This is a genomic window from Actinomadura montaniterrae, from assembly GCF_008923365.1.
GTDB lineage: Bacteria > Actinomycetota > Actinomycetes > Streptosporangiales > Streptosporangiaceae > Spirillospora > Spirillospora montaniterrae.
Genome location: NZ_WBMR01000059.1, coordinates 12,449 through 29,958 on the forward strand (window position 1 = coordinate 12,449; position 17,510 = coordinate 29,958).

21 protein-coding genes and 1 pseudogene are annotated in these 17,510 nt (G+C 72.0%); 7 read left to right on the forward strand and 15 right to left on the reverse strand.

Going from position 1 to position 17,510, the window contains the following annotated elements:
- The first annotated feature begins 83 nt into the window (after nt 1-83).
- Nucleotides 84-1,280: an MFS transporter gene (locus tag F9B16_RS20915; protein WP_151541798.1), complete on the forward strand. Its 1,197-nt coding sequence runs from the start codon at nt 84-86 to the stop codon at nt 1,278-1,280.
- A gap of 12 nt (nt 1,281-1,292) precedes the next feature.
- The gene (locus F9B16_RS20920) at nt 1,293-1,655 is read left to right on the forward strand and encodes a nuclear transport factor 2 family protein (protein ID WP_151541799.1); all 363 of its coding nucleotides are present in this window, start codon (nt 1,293-1,295) and stop codon (nt 1,653-1,655) included.
- A 50-nt stretch (nt 1,656-1,705) separates the two neighbouring features.
- Here F9B16_RS20920 and F9B16_RS20925 read toward each other — a convergent pair whose 3' ends face one another.
- The gene (locus F9B16_RS20925) at nt 1,706-2,317 is read right to left on the reverse strand and encodes a VOC family protein (RefSeq protein ID WP_151541833.1); all 612 of its coding nucleotides are present in this window, start codon (nt 2,315-2,317) and stop codon (nt 1,706-1,708) included.
- 297 nt (nt 2,318-2,614) lie between these two features.
- On the opposite strand from F9B16_RS20925, the gene F9B16_RS20930 reads away from it, so the two are divergent.
- A complete protein-coding gene (locus F9B16_RS20930; RefSeq protein WP_151541800.1) occupies nt 2,615-3,094 on the forward strand; it encodes a hypothetical protein in 480 nt (159 codons plus the stop codon).
- Nucleotides 3,095-3,181: 87 nt separating this feature from the next.
- Here the strand turns inward: F9B16_RS20930 and F9B16_RS20935 are convergent, their stop codons facing one another.
- Nucleotides 3,182-4,198: a hypothetical protein gene (locus tag F9B16_RS20935; protein ID WP_151541801.1), complete on the reverse strand. Its 1,017-nt coding sequence runs from the start codon at nt 4,196-4,198 to the stop codon at nt 3,182-3,184.
- 147 nt (nt 4,199-4,345) lie between these two features.
- Here F9B16_RS20935 and F9B16_RS20940 point away from each other — a divergent pair, with 147 nt between their 5' ends.
- From F9B16_RS20940 to F9B16_RS20955, 4 genes are all read left to right on the forward strand, one after another.
- Entirely contained in the window at nt 4,346-5,317 is a 972-nt protein-coding gene (locus tag F9B16_RS20940; protein WP_151541802.1) for an RNA polymerase subunit sigma-70, read from the forward strand.
- A 61-nt stretch (nt 5,318-5,378) separates the two neighbouring features.
- Complete coding sequence (locus tag F9B16_RS20945; protein ID WP_151541803.1) at nt 5,379-5,828, forward strand: DUF6069 family protein; 450 nt, start codon at nt 5,379-5,381, stop codon at nt 5,826-5,828.
- Nucleotides 5,829-5,914: 86 nt separating this feature from the next.
- A complete protein-coding gene (locus F9B16_RS20950) occupies nt 5,915-6,394 on the forward strand; it encodes a hypothetical protein (protein ID WP_151541804.1) in 480 nt (159 codons plus the stop codon).
- Nucleotides 6,395-6,498: 104 nt separating this feature from the next.
- On the forward strand, nt 6,499-7,110 hold the full coding sequence (locus tag F9B16_RS20955) for a carbonic anhydrase (protein ID WP_151541805.1): 612 nt from the start codon (nt 6,499-6,501) through the stop codon (nt 7,108-7,110).
- 80 nt (nt 7,111-7,190) lie between these two features.
- Here the strand turns inward: F9B16_RS20955 and F9B16_RS20960 are convergent, their stop codons facing one another.
- From F9B16_RS20960 to F9B16_RS21020, 13 genes and pseudogenes are all read right to left on the reverse strand, one after another.
- Nucleotides 7,191-7,598 carry a PfkB family carbohydrate kinase gene (locus F9B16_RS20960; RefSeq protein ID WP_264159743.1) on the reverse strand — a complete coding sequence of 136 codons (408 nt, stop codon included), beginning with the start codon at nt 7,596-7,598 and terminating at the stop codon, nt 7,191-7,193.
- A 166-nt stretch (nt 7,599-7,764) separates the two neighbouring features.
- A pseudogene (locus tag F9B16_RS54150) lies at nt 7,765-8,227 on the reverse strand (bifunctional 4-hydroxy-2-oxoglutarate aldolase/2-dehydro-3-deoxy-phosphogluconate aldolase); the annotation flags it as partial.
- On the reverse strand, nt 8,224-8,760 hold the full coding sequence (locus F9B16_RS53885; protein WP_151541808.1) for an ATP-binding cassette domain-containing protein: 537 nt from the start codon (nt 8,758-8,760) through the stop codon (nt 8,224-8,226). The gene F9B16_RS53885 and the pseudogene F9B16_RS54150, both read right to left, overlap by 4 nt.
- A 668-nt stretch (nt 8,761-9,428) precedes the next feature.
- A complete protein-coding gene (locus tag F9B16_RS20980) occupies nt 9,429-9,950 on the reverse strand; it encodes a hypothetical protein (protein WP_151541809.1) in 522 nt (173 codons plus the stop codon).
- Nucleotides 9,951-10,354: 404 nt separating this feature from the next.
- A complete protein-coding gene (locus F9B16_RS20985) occupies nt 10,355-11,761 on the reverse strand; it encodes a tyrosine-type recombinase/integrase (protein WP_151541810.1) in 1,407 nt (468 codons plus the stop codon).
- Nucleotides 11,758-11,958: a helix-turn-helix transcriptional regulator gene (locus F9B16_RS20990; RefSeq protein WP_151541811.1), complete on the reverse strand. Its 201-nt coding sequence runs from the start codon at nt 11,956-11,958 to the stop codon at nt 11,758-11,760. The genes F9B16_RS20985 and F9B16_RS20990 overlap by 4 nt, the downstream gene beginning before the upstream one ends.
- A 76-nt stretch (nt 11,959-12,034) precedes the next feature.
- Nucleotides 12,035-12,184, reverse strand: coding sequence for a hypothetical protein (locus F9B16_RS51005; RefSeq protein ID WP_192808905.1), 150 nt, complete (start codon nt 12,182-12,184; stop codon nt 12,035-12,037).
- On the reverse strand, nt 12,181-12,540 hold the full coding sequence (locus F9B16_RS51010) for a MazG nucleotide pyrophosphohydrolase domain-containing protein (RefSeq protein WP_192808906.1): 360 nt from the start codon (nt 12,538-12,540) through the stop codon (nt 12,181-12,183). The genes F9B16_RS51005 and F9B16_RS51010 overlap by 4 nt, the downstream gene beginning before the upstream one ends.
- Before the next feature lie 256 nt (nt 12,541-12,796).
- A complete protein-coding gene (locus tag F9B16_RS21000) occupies nt 12,797-15,187 on the reverse strand; it encodes a DNA translocase FtsK (RefSeq protein WP_151541813.1) in 2,391 nt (796 codons plus the stop codon).
- Nucleotides 15,187-15,564: a hypothetical protein gene (locus F9B16_RS21005; RefSeq protein ID WP_192808907.1), complete on the reverse strand. Its 378-nt coding sequence runs from the start codon at nt 15,562-15,564 to the stop codon at nt 15,187-15,189. The genes F9B16_RS21000 and F9B16_RS21005 overlap by 1 nt, the downstream gene beginning before the upstream one ends.
- A 79-nt stretch (nt 15,565-15,643) precedes the next feature.
- A complete protein-coding gene (locus F9B16_RS21010) occupies nt 15,644-16,024 on the reverse strand; it encodes a hypothetical protein (protein ID WP_192808908.1) in 381 nt (126 codons plus the stop codon).
- Nucleotides 16,024-16,356, reverse strand: coding sequence for a hypothetical protein (locus F9B16_RS21015; protein ID WP_151541814.1), 333 nt, complete (start codon nt 16,354-16,356; stop codon nt 16,024-16,026). Before F9B16_RS21015 ends, F9B16_RS21010 begins: the two co-directional genes overlap by 1 nt.
- 190 nt (nt 16,357-16,546) lie before the next feature.
- Complete coding sequence (locus F9B16_RS21020; RefSeq protein ID WP_151541815.1) at nt 16,547-17,278, reverse strand: hypothetical protein; 732 nt, start codon at nt 17,276-17,278, stop codon at nt 16,547-16,549.
- Nucleotides 17,279-17,510: the final 232 nt, after the last annotated feature.

Genomic DNA, 17,510 nt, shown 5'->3' on the forward strand with positions numbered 1-17,510 from the left:
CGGTCGAAGATCGCCTCAGGCGCCGCGGACCGCCCCCGAGCGGCGTCCCCACCACCAACGGACCCCTCGGAAGGGAGGGCCTCGTGCGGACCCGTTCCTCGCGCCCGGCGCTGCTCGCGCTCTCGCTGGGCTACTTCGCGCTGGGCACCGCCTCGCTGGCGGTCGTCGGCCTGAGCGCCCCGATCGGCCGGGACCTGCACGTCCGGCCGGCCACGGTCGGGACCCTGGTCACCGTCTTCGCGCTGGTCTTCGCCCTGGCGGCGCCCGCCGCGACGATCCTGCTCGGGCGGATGTGCCGCAAACGCGCGCTGCTGCTGGGCCTCGGGCTGCTGGCGCTCGGCGGGGTCGCCGCGGCCCTCGCCCCCGACTACCCGGCGCTGTGCGCGGCGCGCGTGCTCGCGGGGCTCGGCGCCGCGGTGTTCGGGCCCGCCGCGTCCGCCGCGGGGTCGGCGATCGTGCCCGCCGATCAGCGCGCCCGCGCCCTCGCCACCGTCTTCGCCGGGATGACCGCGGCCTCCGTCCTCGGCGTACCGCTGGCCTCCTCGGCGGGGGACGCGCTCGGCTGGCGCGGCACGATGCTGGGCGTCGCTGCGCTCACCGCCGTCGCGTTCGCCCTGCTCGCGCGGTTCCTGCCCGCGGTGGAACCGGAACCGGCGCCGACCGCCCGGACGTTCGCCGGCACGCTGCGCGCCCCCGGCGCGATGCCGATGGTCGGCACCACGTTCATGATCATGACCGCGCAGTTCACCGTGTACGGCGTCGCCGGCGCCTACCTGGCCGCCCGGTTCGGCGCCGCGCAGGGCACCGTCGCGCTGGTGCTGTTCGGCTTCGGCGCGCTCGGGACGCTCGGCAACGTCCTCGGCTCCCGCCTGTACGCCAGGCTCGGCGGGACGGGGACCGTCGGCGTCGCGCTCGGCTGCTTCGCGGCCGGGTTCGCCGCGCTGACCGGCGTCCCCGGATCGCTGCCGCTCGCCCTGCCCGCGCTGGCGGTGTGGGCGTTCGCGAGCGGGCTGTTCATGGCCCCGCAGCAGGCCCGGCTGGTCGAGCTGCTCCCGGAGCGGCGCGGCATCCTGCTCGCGCTGAACGCCTCCGGCCTCTACCTGGGCATGAGCCTCGGCAGCCTCGCCGGCAGCGCCCTGCTGCCCGCCCTCGGCGCGCGCCCGCTCTCCGCCCTCGCCCTGCTCCCGCTCGCCCTGGCGGCGGCCGCCCACCTGGCGTCCGCGCGCCGCACCCGGCCCGTCCGGGCCCTCACCGAGAGCCCGCTCCTCACCCAGCACTGAAAGGCCGGCCGCATGTCCGAGTTCATCCGCGACTACATCGAGACCATCTGGAACCAGGGCCGCACCGAGGAGTCCGGGCGGTTCCTCGCCGACGACCTCGTCCAGCACAACCCTCACCTGCCGGACGGGCGCAAGCCGCTCGTCGACTTCATCGACGGCCTGCGCTGGCAACTGCCCGGCCTGCGCTTCGACGTCCGCCGGACGGCCGCCGAAGGCGACCTGGTGTTCGCGCACAGCCTCTTCACCGCCGAGCCCGGCGCCCGCGGCACCGCCGTGGTCGACGTGTTCCGCATCGCCGGCGGGCTCATCGTCGAGCACTGGGACGTGCGCGAGGACGTCCCCGAGTCCACCGCCAGCGGCAACCCCGTCGCCTGACCAGCGAGAACATTCGCGTCAACGGCGGCGCCGTCTGATCCCGCGGGCCCTCATCGGGACGCGGTCTCCCAGGCGAAGCCGTCGGGGTCGGTGAAGGAGCCGGCGTCGCCCCTGATCACGATGCGGTGCGATCCGGTGCCCTCCTGGGGGACGCCGGCGTCCTTGGCGAGCGCGCGGCGCGGGTAGAGCGCCAGCGTGACGGCCGACGAGGGCGTGTCGAACTCGACGTACTTGCCGCCGAAGCTCTTCGCCACCGCGAGGCCGCGCGCGACGTAGAACCGCTTGCTCGCCTTGACGTCCGCGACGCCCAGCAGGAGCGCGACCTGGTCGATCTCCCGGGCGGCGGGGCCGGTGTCCTTCTTCTTCGAGGACGCGATCTTGCAGATCGTCCCGTCCGGGGCGCGGACGATGCCGCCGTACCCCCAGAAGCTCTTCGTGGCCGGCTTCAGCGTCGTGGCGCCGGCGTCGACGGCGGCGTTCATGAAGGCGTCGACGTTGCCGGGCTGGGACACCACGAGGGACAGCGCGAACCCGCGGAAGCCGCCGGCCGGCGCGTCCGAGGCGCGCACGTCCACGTACGGGCCCAGCCCGAAGGCCTCGTAGAAGGCCTTCGCGGCCGCGGGGTCGTCGACTTCCAGGATGACGGATCCGAGGGAGGTCATGGCGTTCCCGTCCGGTGCGTTCGAGGTCTCGGTGGGGGCGGTGTCGGTCACGGTCGCTCCTGGAGTCGGGGGCCGCTGCGGGCCGGTCGTTCAGGTGCTCACAGCCTGTCGTCCGGTCCGCCTTGCGCGCATGCGTGGCGACCACGGATTCGCCTACGTAGCGGGGACACGGAACGCGCTCGGTGGCGTCCCGGGCGGGGGGCCTTCCGTCCACTTGTGGACGCCGGTCGCCGCAGGTCGAGGGCCGGTTTCCGGATCGCGCCACCGTACGCTTGCGGCGATCTCGGGAGGTCGTGGATGGATCGGCTGTACGAACGTTCCAGCAGGCGGTGCGAGGCCGGGTCGCTCGATCCGGCGGTGCGGGACGCGATCGCCGCGCACGCCGAGGCGCACCAGCTCGGCGACGTGCTGGGCGCGGCGCGGTGGTGCTGCGCGACGCGCAGCGTGCGGCTCAAGCGCCCGGGCCTGCTCATGCGGCTGACGAAGTCCGGCGACCCCGACAAGGAGCACACCACGGTCGCGCTGATCCTGCCGCGCTACCTGGTCGTGGCCGTGGCCGGCGAGCAGCGGGGCGTCCACGTCCGGTCGATCCGCCTCGAGGACGTGAGCGTCGGCCGGGGCCTGGCCTCGGCCATCGACACCGGCGTCAGCGCGACCGGGCTGTGGACGGGGACGACGGAGCCCGCCTCGTTCTACATCGGCCTGGGCGACGACGCGGACGGCAGGGCGTTCCTCGACACCCTGCGCGGCGCGATCACCGAGGTCAAAAGCTTCTGACTTCCGTTTTCCGGGACGGGCCGCCGGCCCCCGCGCCTCGTCCGCGCGGGGTCCGGCCTCGCGTGGCCGCCGCGGCTCGGCCGGGCGTCAGGAACCGTTGAAGGCCGCCGGGCCGTCTCCTTGCGTGCCGACTCCCCAGATGCCGCCGGGTACGGCGGCGAGGCCGTTCACCATGGCCCCGGACGGGATCGTCACCTGCTCCCACTTGCCGCCGCTGTAGCGGTACGGGGGCTTCGCCGGCGGCGCGGACTCCGCCGGCGCGACCCAGGGGGTCCCGGACGCGTCCACGGTCAGGTCGACGAGGTCGCCGAGCCCCTCCGGGGGTGCGATCCAGGTCCACGCGGTTCCGTTCCAGTGCGCCAGACGCTGCGCCGTGATGCCCCAGACGTCGTTCGGGGCGACCGGGACGACCTTGCGGAACCAGTCGTTCTCGGAGACGGCGGACAGCGGGACGTTCTTCCAGGCCGTGCCGTCGAAGTGCGCGGCGGCGGGCTTCTGCTGGATGCCGTTCTCGTACCCGACCGCCCACGCGTCGGTCGCGGTGAGCGCCTGCAGGTCGGCGACGTAGTCGACGCCGGGCACGTCGACGACCGTCCAACCGTCGCCGGTGCGCTTGAACACCCGCTCCCCGGACTCCAGGTCCCAGGCGTTGACGAAGGTGCCCGCCGGACCGGTGGCGAGCACCGACACCGAGCCGGTCGGACCGGTGACCTTCTGGAACGCCGAGCCGTCGAAGCGCGCCATGTACGAGTTCGAACCGGCGATCCAGGTCTCGCCCGCGCCCGAGGCGATCCGCGTGATCTCGCCCTGGCCCGTCCAGCCGTTGATCGGGTACTCCTTCCAGGACGAGCCGACCCGGCGCCGCACGACCGGGTTCCCGTCGTTGTACACGGGGCAGAGGTCGCCCCAGCGGATGCAGTACCTGCCCTGCACGCCGCCGACCCAGACACCGCCCGCGCCGTCGGCGGTGACGTCGTTGAGCCGGGCCGTCGGCCACAGGAAGGGCAGGGCGACGGTGCGCAGTTCGGGGGCGGCCGCGAGGGCGGGTGCGGGAAGGGAGGCGAGGACGGCGGCGGCGGTGACGGCCGCGATGGCACGTTTCATGGGAGCACTATTCGCCAAAAAGACGCCAGTGTCTACTGGGGAGGTCGGGACGCCTTCTTCGCGCCCGCCCCCGGCCCGAGTGATGAGTTACCGGCCCCGCACCCGTCATACCTACGACGGGAAACGACGAGGCGGAAGGACGACGCCATGGGTGCGGACACGCGACTGGACGGTCTGGGCGAGGTCGACGAGCCGGCGTTCGCGGGGCTGGCGGAACGGCACCGGCGGGAGCTGCACGTGCACTGCTACCGGATGCTCGGGTCGTTCGAGGACGCCGAGGACACCGTGCAGGAGACCTTCCTGCGCGCCTGGCGGCGGCGGGAGACCTTCGGGGGCCGGTCGACGCTGCGGGCCTGGCTGTACCGGATCGCCACCAACGCCTGCCTGGACCTGCTCGCCAAGCGCCGCCCGGAGCCCGCGACCGGCGGCGAGGTGCCGTGGCTGCAGCCCTACCCGGACCGGCTGCTCGACGAGCCGCCCGCCGGCGGCGCCGACGAGCCGGAGGCCGTCGCCGTCGCGCGGGAGACGATCGAGCTGGCGTACCTGGTCGCCGTCCAGCACCTCGCGCCGCGCCCCCGGGCCGTGCTGATCCTCCGGGACGTGCTCGGCTGGCCGGCCAAGGACGTCGCCGACCTCCTCGGGGACTCCGTCAACTCGGTGAACAGCGCGCTCCAGCGGGCCCGCGCCGGCATGCGGGAGCACCTGCCCGCCGAGCGGCAGGACTGGACCGGCGGCGAGCAGGACGCCGGGACGCGCGAGGTGGTGCGCCGCTACACCGACGCCAGCGTGGCCACGGACGTCGAGGCGCTCGCCGCGCTGCTGCGCGAGGACGTCCGCTTCTCGATGCCGCCCACGCCCGGCCTGCACGTCGGCCGCGACACGGTGGTCAACGGCTGGGTCGACGACGGCTTCGAGGGCATGGAGCACCTGCGCACCGTCCTCACCCGTGTGAACCGGCAACCCGCCGTCGCCTTCTACCAATGGCGGAAGCCCGAGGGCGCCTACCTGCCGCTGACGATCGACGTCCTGCGCGTCACCGGCGGCGCGATCACCGAGATCACCACCTTCCACGCCGACCGGTTCCCGCAGCTCGCGCTCCCCGAGCGCCTGCCGGAGTAGTCCGGCTGCGGACGCTCGCATCGTCACCCCTGCGCCGGCCACCGACTGATGGAGGACGAACATGAACAGCACGCCTGACACCGGAGTCGCCGCAGGCCGGGCATCGGGCCAGACCGGCCGCCCCCGCCCGCTCCGCAGGCTCGCCGGCACCGGCTTGGCCGCCACGCTCGCAGCGATGACGGCCACCACGATCGCCGCTGCGCTCGCCCAGGCCGCCGGCGTCGACTTCGAGGTCCCCGACGGCGGCGAGCCGATCCCGTTGCCCGGATTCGCCGTGGTGACCGGCTTCTTCTCGGTCGTGGGCATCGGCATCGCCGCCGCCCTCCTTCGCTGGAGCGCCCGCCCCGCCACCCGCTTCGCGTGGACGGCGGCGTCGTTGACCGCGATCTCGATGATCGCGCCCTTCCTCGCCGGAGCGAACACCGCCACCATCACCGCCCTCCTCGCACTGCACCTCGTCCCGGCGACGGTGATGATCCCCACCCTGACGCGGAGCCTCTCTTGTCCATGAGGGCAGTGACGTTTGGTAACGCGCACGCTATGATTGGCTACGCACAGTGATATTCGGTGGCTTGGTACCAGGGTTCCGAGGATCGGATGGACACCAGGATGGCGACCCGCCTCACCCGCACGACCCGCCTGCTGGTGCTGGTGCTCGCCCTGCTCCTGACCGGACACCTCGCCGCAAATCCCGACGGACATCACCAGACCACCCGCCTGCCGCTCGCAGGCGCACAGCACGGCCAGGGCGCACAGGCGGAGACGCTCTCACGAGGCGTCGCCGTCGTCTCTCTGGTGGCGGACGCGATCGCCGCCGCCCACGGAGAGAAAGACGCGCATCCTCGCTGGTACACCGCCGGCCAACGCGAGCGAGGCATCGCACCGCGCCAGCGGCTCGTCGGCGAGGCGCCGACCGCCTCCAGAGCGGTCGCGGGCTGCCACCTCGGCGCCGTCATATCCGGAACAGGCCTGGAACGCGGGCCTGGCCTCTGTCGTCCGCCGTCGAGGAAATGGCGTGCCGAAAGCCAGGCGGCGTACTCCTTGACGCCGTCGTCGCTGCAGATCTTCCGACTCTGATCGAACGTCACGCGCCCCGGGCAGGCCGCCCGCGATCTCGCCCTGCGCGAGCGGCGCGGTCTTGCCGATCACCCCCTCATTCCACCGACCGTGGGAGACCCGCCATGGAGTCGCTGATCCAGCATGCCCGCACCATCACCCCGCACCCGTCCACCAGCCCGCATCCCCATCTCCGGACCGGAACGAACGCCACGGCGCCGCAACGGCCCGAAGCGCTGTTCATCGCCTGCTCCGACGCCCGCGTCTCCCCGTCCTTCCTCACCGGCGCCCGCCCGGGCCAGCTCTTCGAGCTGCGCAACGTCGGCAACGTCGTCCCGCCGTACCGGCCCGGCCGTCCCACCGGTGAAGCCGCCACCATCGAGTACGCGGTCGGCGTCCTAGGCGTCACCGACATCGTGGTCTGCGGTCACTCCGACTGCGGCGCCGTCCGCACGCTCAGGCCCGGAGGCCTCTCGATCAGCGCGTTCACCACCTGGTGGTGGCTCACCCGCACCAACCAGCGCTCTCGGCAGGCCGCGGCGGCCGCCCCCGCCGATCCGGGGCAGCTCCACCTCCTGGCGCAGCTGGAAAAGCTCCGCCGCTATCCCAAGGTCGCACGCGGCCTCGCTCATGGCCGCCTGCGCGTCCACGGCTGGTTCTACAACCTGTCCGACGGCCGCATCCTCGCCGCGCCGACCGAGAACTCCCCATCGGCCGCTTCCTTCGCTCCACTATGACCTCGGCCGCTCCCGCAGGCCTGCCCGGCGTCCGGACGACCCCGGCCGCCGTATGGCCCTGACGATCCGTGAGGAACCCGTCAGCGCCCGCGTCGCCCGCCCCGACCGGGGTTCCGGGACGGTGAGCGCTCCTTCGGCGCCGAGCTTGACGACGACCTGGCGCGGCCCGAGGCCGGCGAGAGGGCGGGCGTGATACCGGTGACGTGCAGGACAGCCGCGTCCCGCACGTGCTCGGGGGACAGCAGCGCCCCCGCGCAGTGCCGCCGGTAGAAGGAGACGCGGGTCGTGGCGGCGGTGCGCCGCTCCTTGAGGATGAGGCTCGTCGGGGCGTCGGCGGCGACGGCGATCCCGCCGGTGAGGACGCCCTCAGCGCGCAGCCGCATCGCGATGAGGCGGCCGAGCTCGTCGTCGCCGACGACGCCGACCCAGCGGGCCGCGCCGCCCAGCCGGCACGCGCCGATCGCGACGGTCGACTCGGCCCCCGCCATGGTCCCGCCCATCCGCAGCGGCGCCGGCGTCCGCCGACCGGAACGCGGCCATCGTCGCGCCGTAGGTGAGGATCAAAGCGCCGCCCAGACGCGGGCGCGCTCGTGCAGGGCGTCGCCGGCAAGCGGCGACCCGACGCCGACCGGCGCCGCCCCCGCCGGCGAGGAACGCGCGGGCCGCCGCCAGGTGGACCCCGCCGGTTGGGACGAACTCGATGTCGGGGAACGGCTGGCGCAGCGCCGCCAGGTAGCCGGACCCGACCGTCCCCGCCGGGAAGATCTTCACCGGCGGCGTGCGCGGCGAGCACCTCGGTGGGGGAGAGGGCGCCGGCGCACACCGGCACGCCGTGCTCGACGCCGCAGGCGATGGCGTCGGCCACGACGGCCGGCGTGACGAGGAACGCGGCTCCCGCGCCGACCGCGTCCCTCGCGTCCTGGAGGGTCCGCACCGTTCCGGCGCCGACCCCGTCCAGCCGCTCGATGGCGCGCAGCGCGCCCGGGTTGGTGAGCGGCAGCTCGACGAGCGGGAGTCCCGCGTCGCGCAGCACGGTCGCCGCCCGGACAAGGTGGCGGTCGTCCGGGCCGCGCACGATCGCCACGACCTTCGAGCCGGTTTCCGGGACGGGGCTCACAGCGACTTCTCCATCCTCTGCCCAGCGGCGGGCCCGCGTCGATGCGCTCGCCCGCGAAATGGCAGGCGACGTGCCGTCCCGGCGCGATCTCCCGCACCGGCGGCGCCTCGGTCGCGCAGACGGTCCGCTCGGGACGGACGGCCTGGCCGATCGGGCAGCAGCCGCGGAACCGGCAGGCGGGCGGCGTGTTCAGCGGTGACCTCCTCGGCTGGCCCGAGTTGCACGATCTGCCCGAGGTACATGACCGCGATCCGGTGCGAGATCCGCCGGACGGCGGCCAGGTCGTGCGCGATGAACAGGTACGCAAGCCCGAGCCGTCGCTGCAGGTCGAGCAGCAGGTCGACGATCTGCTGCTGCAGCGAGACGTCCAGCGCGGAGATCGCCTCGTCGCAGACGACCAGCCGCGGCTCGACGGCCAGCGTGCGGGCGATCGCGATGCGCTGCCGCTGCCCGCCGGAGAACTCGTCCGGGTACCGGCCGGCCATGCCCGACTCGAGGCCGACGAGCTCCAGCAACTCCGCGACCCGTGTCATGGGCACCCCTCGGCGTCACTTCGGGATGGCTTCGCCCCCTTGGCAGAACCCGTCCGCCGTTAAGTGCAGGTCTCGGGGCCGGGAAGACGTTGAGGGGAAGAACAGCGGCTACGCCGACACGTTCAAGGTGGCCGTGGGGACCGGGCACCACGCGACGAGACGGTTTCCGGCCGCCGCCATCCTCAACAGCTCGGGGTCGGGGAGGCCCCGCACATTTCCAGGCCAACTTGCAACGTCCCTGTACAGGGGCGTTGGCTGGCGCAACTTAGGCGAGTTCAAAGGGTCCCGGGCAGTGCTAGGCAGCCTCTCTTCCTTACCCGGCGTTACCGGCTGCTCGACGCGGGCTGAGTCTCGCACAGCACGGGCGGCGGCGCGACCCCATGACAGCCGAGACGCGCAGGGCCTGCGACGCGTCGACAGCAACCACCCGTCCTCCGACGTCGAGGGGGCGACCCGCCGGATCATGGAGTTCCTGGAAGGCGAACCGCGTCGGCGGAATGGGGCGGGGCGACGTCATGACCTCGGCGATGGACGGTCGTGCTCTCGACGTCCGGGCGGTGCGAGTGGAGATCGAACGGCGCTATCCGGGCGTCACGGTGTGGTTCGGCGAGTCCACGTTCCGGTGGTGGCCGCTGCTGTGGTGCGGCGTGTGGCGGTTGCGGGAGGCCTTAAAGTCCATCGAGTCGGCTCGCCCTCGGCGCGTGTCCGATCTCCTGTTGAGCCCCGAGACCGGCGACGTGTGATGCGGCTCTTGGCGGTGCCGCACTGGGGCTGTTTCGCTGGGGGTTACCTGGATGGACGCCGCCGAAAGGCACGATCCCCCGAAGCATGTCGATCCAGCCGTCATGTTGGACGACGATGACTCGGCCCGTTGCCGTGGAGACCACGACGGTGTCGCCGGCTACGAGCGGCTCACCGATCAGGTCGGGGTAGGTCGCTGCGAACTCGTCCAAGTACTCGTCGGCCACGAAGAAGGGGCCCGCGCCGGTGCTGAAGCTGCCCTCGGTGACGATGATCAGGAGGCCGGTCACGCGAGGCCGGCAGTACTCCAGGAACGCGGTGGTGACCTCGTCCGGATCGCGGTCGTCGATCGGGAAGTTCCGCCATCGGTTCACGGACAGGCCGGGTATCTGATCTGGCGTGAAGCCGGTCGAGCCTGGAATGACGCGGCTCAGCACGGCGGTGGCCAAGGTCCAGTTCGGGTGACATCGCACCATCCTGATCTTCCCCACTTGCCGGACCGCTTCGCCCCGCCGACCCTTGACAGGCGCTTGGTCGCGAGCATCTCGCTGATTGCTTGGGTGACCTGGGCGGATGGCCTCGATCCTGTTTCACGCATGTTCCGTAGACGGCGACGAACGGTGGCTTCCGCCGGCACACGGCTGCGCATACGCGAAACCCCGGAGACCGGCGTCATGCCTGGTCAACCGGGGTTTTGGCTGATCGTTTCTGGGTGCCCCCTGCAGGATTCGAACCTGCGCACACGGCTCCGGAGAGGTCGCGCGAACAAGCCTCTGACCAGCAGGAACACTGCTCATGGTACCGATTTGTTTCACGATTGGTCCCTCAGCCCGTGTCGACGGTCGCCCGGCGATCACTGGTTCTTCCCTTCGTCGGTGGAGGTGGGGTGGCCGTCCAGGACGTCGTCCATGCGCTGGAACCAGACGTCGTCGAAGCCGGCGACGACCTTGGCGTAGATCTTCTGAAGCACTTCGAGGCTGTGGCCCGCCCACTCGGCGACCTGAGGGGCTGGGACGCCTGCGTACAGGCGCCAGGACACGCCACCGTGGCGGAGGTCGTACGGGCGGCCCAGGACCGGTGACTTCTGCTCGTCGGGGTCCAGGCCGATCGCGCGGGCGCGCTGCCAGACGCGCCAGTACGTCGAGGGGTGGATGATCCCGCCGTTGACGGAGCGGAAGAGCCGACCGTCCGGCGCGACGCCGAACCGGCGGATGTGCTCGCGAAGCAGCTCGACCAGCTCGGGCGGGATGGGCACTACGCGGACTTCGCGGCGGGCGCGGCCCTTGAGGCCGCGGTCCTCGTGCACCTGGCCGCTGTCCGTCCAGGCCTTGCCGGCGGCGGGCTTGCTGTGGGCCAGGATGAGCTTGCCCCAGCCGCTGGACGGCAGATGGCAGTCCTTCTGGCACAGGCTGGTGGCCTCGGCCGGGCGGAGCATGCCGTAGTACATGCAACCGAAGAACGCGACGAACCGCGGACCCTGGGTGCGGCCGACGTAGCTGACCGCAGTGAGCATCTCGCGCATCTGCGCTGGGCTGCCGACCACTCGCGGGTCGACCTCGTCGACGACGCTGTCCCGGACGGGCGGGTCCCAGTGAAGGTCGGGGTCGTTGAGCGGGTTGGCTGCCAGCCGCTTCTGGACCACGGCGTACTTCAGGACGTTCGACAGCACGCGTCGCCGGCGGCTCAGGTAGGACGGCGCGGACGGGGTGCCGTCGAGGTTGGTCGCGCACGCGTCCAGGACGTCGCGCAACACCGCCGGATCCGCGAATGTGGAGATGGACGGCGATGCCTTGGTGATCCATGCCAGGGCCGCTTCGACCTCTGGTGGTCGGGGGAGGGGCCGCTGCTTCGGGTTGAAGGCCCATCGACGCAGCGCCGCCCGGAGCGTCTCGGCATCGGGCTCGCCGCGCTTGCCGGCCACCAGTGCGGTGGTCACCGTCACCAGGGTCTCGACCATGGAGATGCGATGGTTGGCGGACGCGGCGGGCCACTTCTTGTCGATGTACTCGGTGGCGTGCTGGAACCAGGAGATGTTGCGCAGCGAGCGGAGCTTGGACTGAGGCCAGCCCGTCTTGGTGTCGAAGCCCTCGCCGCGGCGGGCGGCCTGGATGAGTTCGGAGCGCTCGCTGTCGGCCAAGCCTTCGGTGCCGAACCACTTCGAGAACGGCTTGCCCGCGACCTTCCAACGCACGCCGTAGGGCCGTGGCCGTCCGGCTCGGTACTGCAGCTTGTAGATCCGGACGTCGTAGCTGCTGTTCACCTGGTGCCGACCTCTTCCAGCGAGTCGAGCCAGGCGTCGTAGTCCGAGCGGCGGATGCGCAACTCGCCGTTAGGGAGGCGCTTGCACTTGGGCGTCCGGCCGAGTTCCCGCCATTTCTGCCAGGTCCGGCGCGGGATGCCAAGGTCGTCGAGAATTTCCTGGACTGTCAGCCAGCCCGGGCTCATGCGGCGTGCCATGGTGGAGGTGCTCCTTTCGCTAGGGGCACGCGGTCCCGGCGCGGATGCTTGGCGGTGTTGGCGCCGGGACCGCCTGTTAGAGGCGGATCTCGAGGTAGACGAAGACCTGGCGGCTCTGGCCGCGCAGGGGACGGTGTGCCGAGACGTCGATAACGTCGAAGACCTGCTTGAGGCGGGCCGTGGCTTGGTCGACTTCGTCTGGCAGGCCCATCAGCCGGACCTTCATGGCGTGGTTCCGTCCGGCTGGTCTCGCCAGCCGCGGGTCAGGACGCGCTGGGCCTTGGCGCGCCAGGCAGTCTCCAGGTCGATGTCCAGGACGTGCGCGGTGACGTAGGCGGTGATGACGACGTCCGCCAGCTCCTCTTGGATGTCGCTGAAGTCGCCGGTGCGGCGAGCCATCCCGGCCCAGCGGCGGTAGGCACCGACGAACTCGCCGACCTCCTCGGCGAGCGCGAGGACCTGGCGGTGCCGCTCCTCCTCGGCCGGGAAGTGCTGCCGGATGTTCTCGGCGACCACGGCGGCGAGGTCGGTCAGGTTGGCCGGCACTTTCTCGCCGGCGGGTTGAGCGTCAGGGTGAGGCACGAGAGGTGATCCCTTCTGAAGTCCGGTGCCGTGACAGCGGCTGGCTGTCACGGGCGGGGGCTGGGGGAGGGAGTTACAGGTCAGAGGCGCTGTGACGCCGTGACAGCGAGCCCGTGACACCCGCGTGACAGGTGTGCGTGACACGCGCGTGACAAGATCATCCGCGCGGGCGTGCGTGCTCCCACGCGCAGCCGTACGCGCGCGAGACGCCCAGGCAGGCCCGTGACGCGTGCGTGCCGGCGCCCGCGCGCGAGCGTCATGCGGCGCGGCCGAGGCCGGGCCCGTCCAGGGGCGTGAGGTCGACGACCGTGAACGTGGTGGTCGACCCGGACTCGTCCTTGGTGAGGACGCCGTCGTCGACCAGGCGCTTGAGGGCCTTGTAGATCCAGGGCCGCTTGCGTCCGGCCGTGGTGCGGATGGTGTGCAGCTCGTCCTCGCCGGCGGTGAAGGTCGGCTTGCCGATGGTGTGGCGATGCCGGATCCAGTCGCAGACCAGCCCGAACGCCTCTTCCGGCGGCATCTGCCGCTGGTCCTGGCCGTCGTCGGGCGTCTCGAAGCGGTCGGCTTCCTCGGGCGTCAGGTCGATCGGGTCGCTGGGCCCGGCGGTCACGGCCGGGTCCGGGTCGTCGGTGCGCAGGTACTCGGCGACGACGTCGCCCTCACGGCGGATCTCCTCCACCAGAGCCTGAGCGGCCTTGGCGTCGTTGGGAGACACCAGGACCTGCCAGCGGCCCGGAGCGCCGTTCTCAGCCCCTTCGACGCCGTCCCGGGGCCCGATGACGCCCTTGCGTTCCAGCGCCTCAAGGAGGCGCAGGCACTCGGCGTGGGGGAGACGGAGCTTGCGTTGCAGCATGGCCGCTGAGGCGTGCTGGGAGGCGATGAGCAGCTCGGCGGCGTCGCCGAGCATCTCGCCGGGGCCGCCGCGTGCGGCGGTGGGGCGGTCGTCCTGGTCGCCGGTGCGGGGGTCCAGCTCGGCGGCCTGGCCCTCGTCCTCGTCCCACTGGGCGTTGGCCCAGCGGCCGGTCCCGCTGGTGGCCACGGTGCCGGCGGCGGGCATCGGAATCGCCTCGGGACGCGGAGGCGCCGGGATGGCGAGGTCGGTCAGGCGCTGGGTGAACTCGTCTCCGACCCGGTCGCTCGCGGGGTAAGCGGCGGCGTGCGCGCGCATGGCGGCGTTGGCTTGGTTGTTGGTGCGGCCCCAGGAGAAGGTCCGCAGCGGCATGGCGTAGTGGGTGGGCCGGATCGACTTGGCGTCCAGGTAGGCCATGCCGGGGTAGAAGTCCTCCCACTCGTGCGGGTGCACGCCGGCCTTGCGCTGACGCGCCGAGACGCCATATTTGACGTCCTCGGGGTCCGACAGCCCGAAGCACATCTTGGCCATCTGCGAGCGGACCAGCGTCGGGATCTGGGTGTAGTCGGCGCGCTGCAGACTCAGGAACAGCGAGCCGCCTGCCGAGCGGATCTCCTTGACGATCTCTTCGAGCTTGTCGGAGTCCTCCCCGGACAGCTCGTTGAACAGCTTGGCGACCTCTTCGATGTGCAGGTACCAGTAGGTCAGCCCGCAGCCGGGCTCCCACGCCTGGTAGCCGCGGGCGGCCAGCCACTTGGTCCGCTCGGGGATCTCGGCGTGCATCTTGCGGATCAGGTCGACGGCGCCGGCCTTGGTCGTCTCGAACCGGTGCAGCGCGGGACGCAGCGGCCCCATGGTCTGGTCGTCCTTGGAGACGTCGATGCAGAACACCGCCGCGTCGCGGCGGGTGATGATCTCGGCGACGTAGTTCCACGCCCCGCCGATCGACTTCCCCGACCCGGTGCGGCCGTTGACCTGTAGGTGATGGCCGGTGAAGCGGTGCTCGACGTAGTCGCCGTCCTGGTAGACGCCGATCCGCAGCGGCTCGGCCACCGACGCCCCGGGACGGGACGGTCCGGGCCAGGCGATCGGCTGCTTGATCCGGCGCGGGTCGGAGAAGGTGATGTGCGCCTGCGAGGCGTCGTCCTCGTCCGCAGCGACGATCACGGTGCCGGGCGGAAGCTTCATGCCGGACTCCATGTGGTCGGTGTTCTTGATGGCGTCCTCGGCGGTCTTCTCGCCGGCGGGCAGCGCCATCTTGCCCTTGACCTTGTGCTCGGTGACCTCGGTGGTGCGGACGGTGGCGCCCTTGAGCCCGAACGACTCCTTGGCCCGGTCGAACAGCGTCGCGAGCGGGTCACCGCCGTGCGCGCCCTCGGACGGCGTCTGGCGGATGACGGCGCGGATGTTCCAGCCGATCGCCAACGTCGCACCGCCGAACGCCAGCAGCATCAACGTGACCTGCTGGGTGATGCCGGTGATGGTGGCGACGGTGAACCACAGACCGGCCCCGAAGGTCGTCAGGGTGGAATGGGTGCGGCCCAGCAGGTTGCGCTGGTGGGAGACGGCCCAGGTCAGTCCGGTGAGAGTGACGGTGGACAGGGTGCCGGCCATCGTCGCCCACGTCACCGCCGGCGGCGCACCCCAAGCGGCGTGCGCGATGGCCGCCGCGCCGGTGAGCAGGAGCAGCAGCGCCCACGGCGGAACCAGCACGCCCACCTTCGACACCGCCGACACCGCGATGCGTTCCATGGTCGCGTCCTGGGCGAGCTGCAGCGTCTGGGTCTTGCGGGCCATCACAGATCAACCCTTCCGGTGTAGCGGCGGCCGCCGCGGCCGCGGACGTCGCCCCTGCCGATCTGCAGGAACTCCTGGCGGTACTGGACGTGGAACTTCACCGACTCGGCGCTGATCGCCAGCGCCAGCTCGCGGGCCTTGCGCAGCTTGCCCGCGACGCGTCCGGCACGGATCTTCACGTCGACGCCGAACAGCAGCGGATGCCCGTCCAGCTCCTTCATCGCCGCCTCGGCGGCGGTGGCGGCGTTGTCCAGCTCGTAGGCCAGGTCATGGCCGAACCGCTGGGTCGCCTTCGCGTACTCGGCGATGTGCTTGCCGACCTTGCCGCGGAACTCGATGTCGCCGAGCCGGTCGATCATCTGCTCGCCGCTCCCCATGACTGACCTCCTCAAATACGGATGCGTAGTGCGGGACCTCCCGGAGCGGGCCGCAGTGCACGGCCCGCCCCGGGGAGCGTCACTCTTCGGCCGCCTCAGCGTGTCTTTCGGCGTCCTCGATGGCCTTCTCGACGTCCTCACGGTGCGCGGCCTCGGAGAACTGGCGGCGGTAGGCGCGGTGGAACTTCTCGCCCTGCTCGGCAAGGCCAGCAGCCAGGTCCTGCGCCCGCTGCAGCCGCTTGGCGACCCGGCGGGCCCGGATCCGCGAGTCCAGCCCGAACAGCAGCAGATGCCCCTTGAGGCCCTCCATCGCCGCCCGCGAGTCGGTCGCGGCCGCGCCCAGCTCGAACTTCCACCGATTGGCCAGCGCCTCCAGCTCCTTGCCGTAGCTCTGGAACGCCTCGCCCAGGCGCCCGTCGAACTCGACATTGGCCAGCTCACTGATCTTGCGGTGTGCCATCAGGCGCTCCTCCTGCCCGAAGACGCCGGGCGCTCCCGGACGTCGTCCTCGATGACCTCGGCGTCGACCGCGCCCGCGCGGCCCGCCCGGAACTCATCTCCCAGCACCCGGCCGACCTTGCGCAGCCGCGGCGCCAGCGGCGGAGCACCCACCCATGCCGAGACCAGCGCGTCCAGCGCGGTCGCCAGCAGGACCAGGACGGCCAGCACGCCACGCAGAACCGGCGCCAGGCGCTCCCACACGCCCGGCTCGTGCGGCGGCAGCACCCGGAAGTGGGTGGACAACCCGCCGCCGGCGGCCGCCTGAGGGCCGGGGGCGGTGGTGCCGTTCATCGCCGCCCCCGCCGCACAAAAGGGCGCAGGTAGCGGTACGCGGACCACCAAGCCGCCAACGCCGCGACCATGCACACGGCGTTGCCGTACATTGCCGTCCAGCAGGTCAGCGCCGCCCACACCGTCACGAACACGACCACGAAAACCAGCGCCGCCCGCGACAATGGCCCCGGTCGCCCGCCCCGCCCGCTCACCGGTCCGCCTTCCGCCGGTCCTGGGCGCGGAAGAAGATGAACTGGGCCGCGTATACGCCCGCGGGGATCGCCAGCAGCACCGTCAGGCGCGTGGTGGCGTCCAGGCCCGGAACGACCGCGGCGAGGCCCAGCAGGCCGAACACGGTGGTGATCAGGGGGCGGCTCCACCGGTACCAGTGCGGCGGCCTCGGAGCCGCGGGGTGGGTGTGCCCGTGGGCGGCGCGGTGCTCGTCGATCTCGGCGAGCACGGCCAGGATCGCTGCGGCGCGCCCGCCGACGTGCTGCCCGACCAGGAGGTGAAGTCCTCGCAGGCAGGCGGCTCGAGTGGTGGGATCGGCGGTATGCGCGAGCTGGGTCCAGACGCGCAGCTCGGCGGCGTGGTCGCCTTCGGGTTCGAGGGCGCGAATCGGCCAGGTGATGGCGTTGATGACCGCGCGTTCGGTGTCGGCGACCTGGTGCAGCAGGGCCGCCTGGCCGGCCAGCGACGCCCGCATCGGCCGCCCAGCTTCATCGGCTTCCTCGCCCCAGGCGGCGGTGTGCAGCTCGGCCAGCTCGGTGGCGATCTCGCCAGCCAGGTCAAGAGCCTCGGCCCGCTTGTCGTGGTCGGTCAGGACGTAGAGGTCGTCGATGACCTCGTGGAGCCATGTGGTCAGGTCGGCGTAGCGGTCACGAGCTTCGGCGCGCTCCCTCCAAGCCCGTACGGCCGGGAGCGCCGGAATGGTGAACATGGGGGTGACCTCCTCGAAGGCCAGCAGGAAGGAAAGATCAAGTCGCGGGGTGGGGGTGCACAGCGGGCACGACAGGCGCCGCGTGCTGCAGTAGCTCGTCCGGCTCTGGGCGGCCCGCGAGCGCAGCGGGTGTGTGGTCGCGGCAGCGCGGACCGACCATGTACGGGCGCACGTGCTCCGTGTTCCTGCACGCGCCGGCGTCCGCGGACCAGTAACCGCACACCGGTGCCAG

Bases quoted from the DNA above. Each gene is read 5' to 3' on its own strand.
- F9B16_RS21005 (WP_192808907.1), bottom strand. From the start codon at position 15,564: ATGGGGAGCGGCGAGCAGATGATCGACCGGCTCGGCGACATCGAGTTC.
- F9B16_RS51005 (WP_192808905.1), bottom strand. From the start codon at position 12,184: ATGAAGGTCCGGCTGATGGGCCTGCCAGACGAAGTCGACCAAGCCACG.
- F9B16_RS21010 (WP_192808908.1), bottom strand. From the start codon at position 16,024: ATGGCACACCGCAAGATCAGTGAGCTGGCCAATGTCGAGTTCGACGGG.
- F9B16_RS21000 (WP_151541813.1), bottom strand. From the start codon at position 15,187: ATGGCCCGCAAGACCCAGACGCTGCAGCTCGCCCAGGACGCGACCATG.
- F9B16_RS21015 (WP_151541814.1), bottom strand. From the start codon at position 16,356: ATGAACGGCACCACCGCCCCCGGCCCTCAGGCGGCCGCCGGCGGCGGG.
- F9B16_RS20930 (WP_151541800.1), top strand. From the start codon at position 2,615: ATGGATCGGCTGTACGAACGTTCCAGCAGGCGGTGCGAGGCCGGGTCG.
- F9B16_RS20990 (WP_151541811.1), bottom strand. From the start codon at position 11,958: ATGGCACGCCGCATGAGCCCGGGCTGGCTGACAGTCCAGGAAATTCTC.
- F9B16_RS20950 (WP_151541804.1), top strand. From the start codon at position 5,915: ATGGACACCAGGATGGCGACCCGCCTCACCCGCACGACCCGCCTGCTG.
- F9B16_RS20935 (WP_151541801.1), bottom strand. From the start codon at position 4,198: ATGAAACGTGCCATCGCGGCCGTCACCGCCGCCGCCGTCCTCGCCTCC.
- F9B16_RS20960 (WP_264159743.1), bottom strand. From the start codon at position 7,598: ATGGCGGGGGCCGAGTCGACCGTCGCGATCGGCGCGTGCCGGCTGGGC.
- F9B16_RS20940 (WP_151541802.1), top strand. From the start codon at position 4,346: ATGGGTGCGGACACGCGACTGGACGGTCTGGGCGAGGTCGACGAGCCG.
- F9B16_RS20920 (WP_151541799.1), top strand. From the start codon at position 1,293: ATGTCCGAGTTCATCCGCGACTACATCGAGACCATCTGGAACCAGGGC.
- F9B16_RS20945 (WP_151541803.1), top strand. From the start codon at position 5,379: ATGAACAGCACGCCTGACACCGGAGTCGCCGCAGGCCGGGCATCGGGC.
- F9B16_RS21020 (WP_151541815.1), bottom strand. From the start codon at position 17,278: ATGTTCACCATTCCGGCGCTCCCGGCCGTACGGGCTTGGAGGGAGCGC.
- F9B16_RS20925 (WP_151541833.1), bottom strand. From the start codon at position 2,317: ATGACCTCCCTCGGATCCGTCATCCTGGAAGTCGACGACCCCGCGGCC.
- F9B16_RS20955 (WP_151541805.1), top strand. From the start codon at position 6,499: ATGGAGTCGCTGATCCAGCATGCCCGCACCATCACCCCGCACCCGTCC.
- F9B16_RS53885 (WP_151541808.1), bottom strand. From the start codon at position 8,760: ATGACACGGGTCGCGGAGTTGCTGGAGCTCGTCGGCCTCGAGTCGGGC.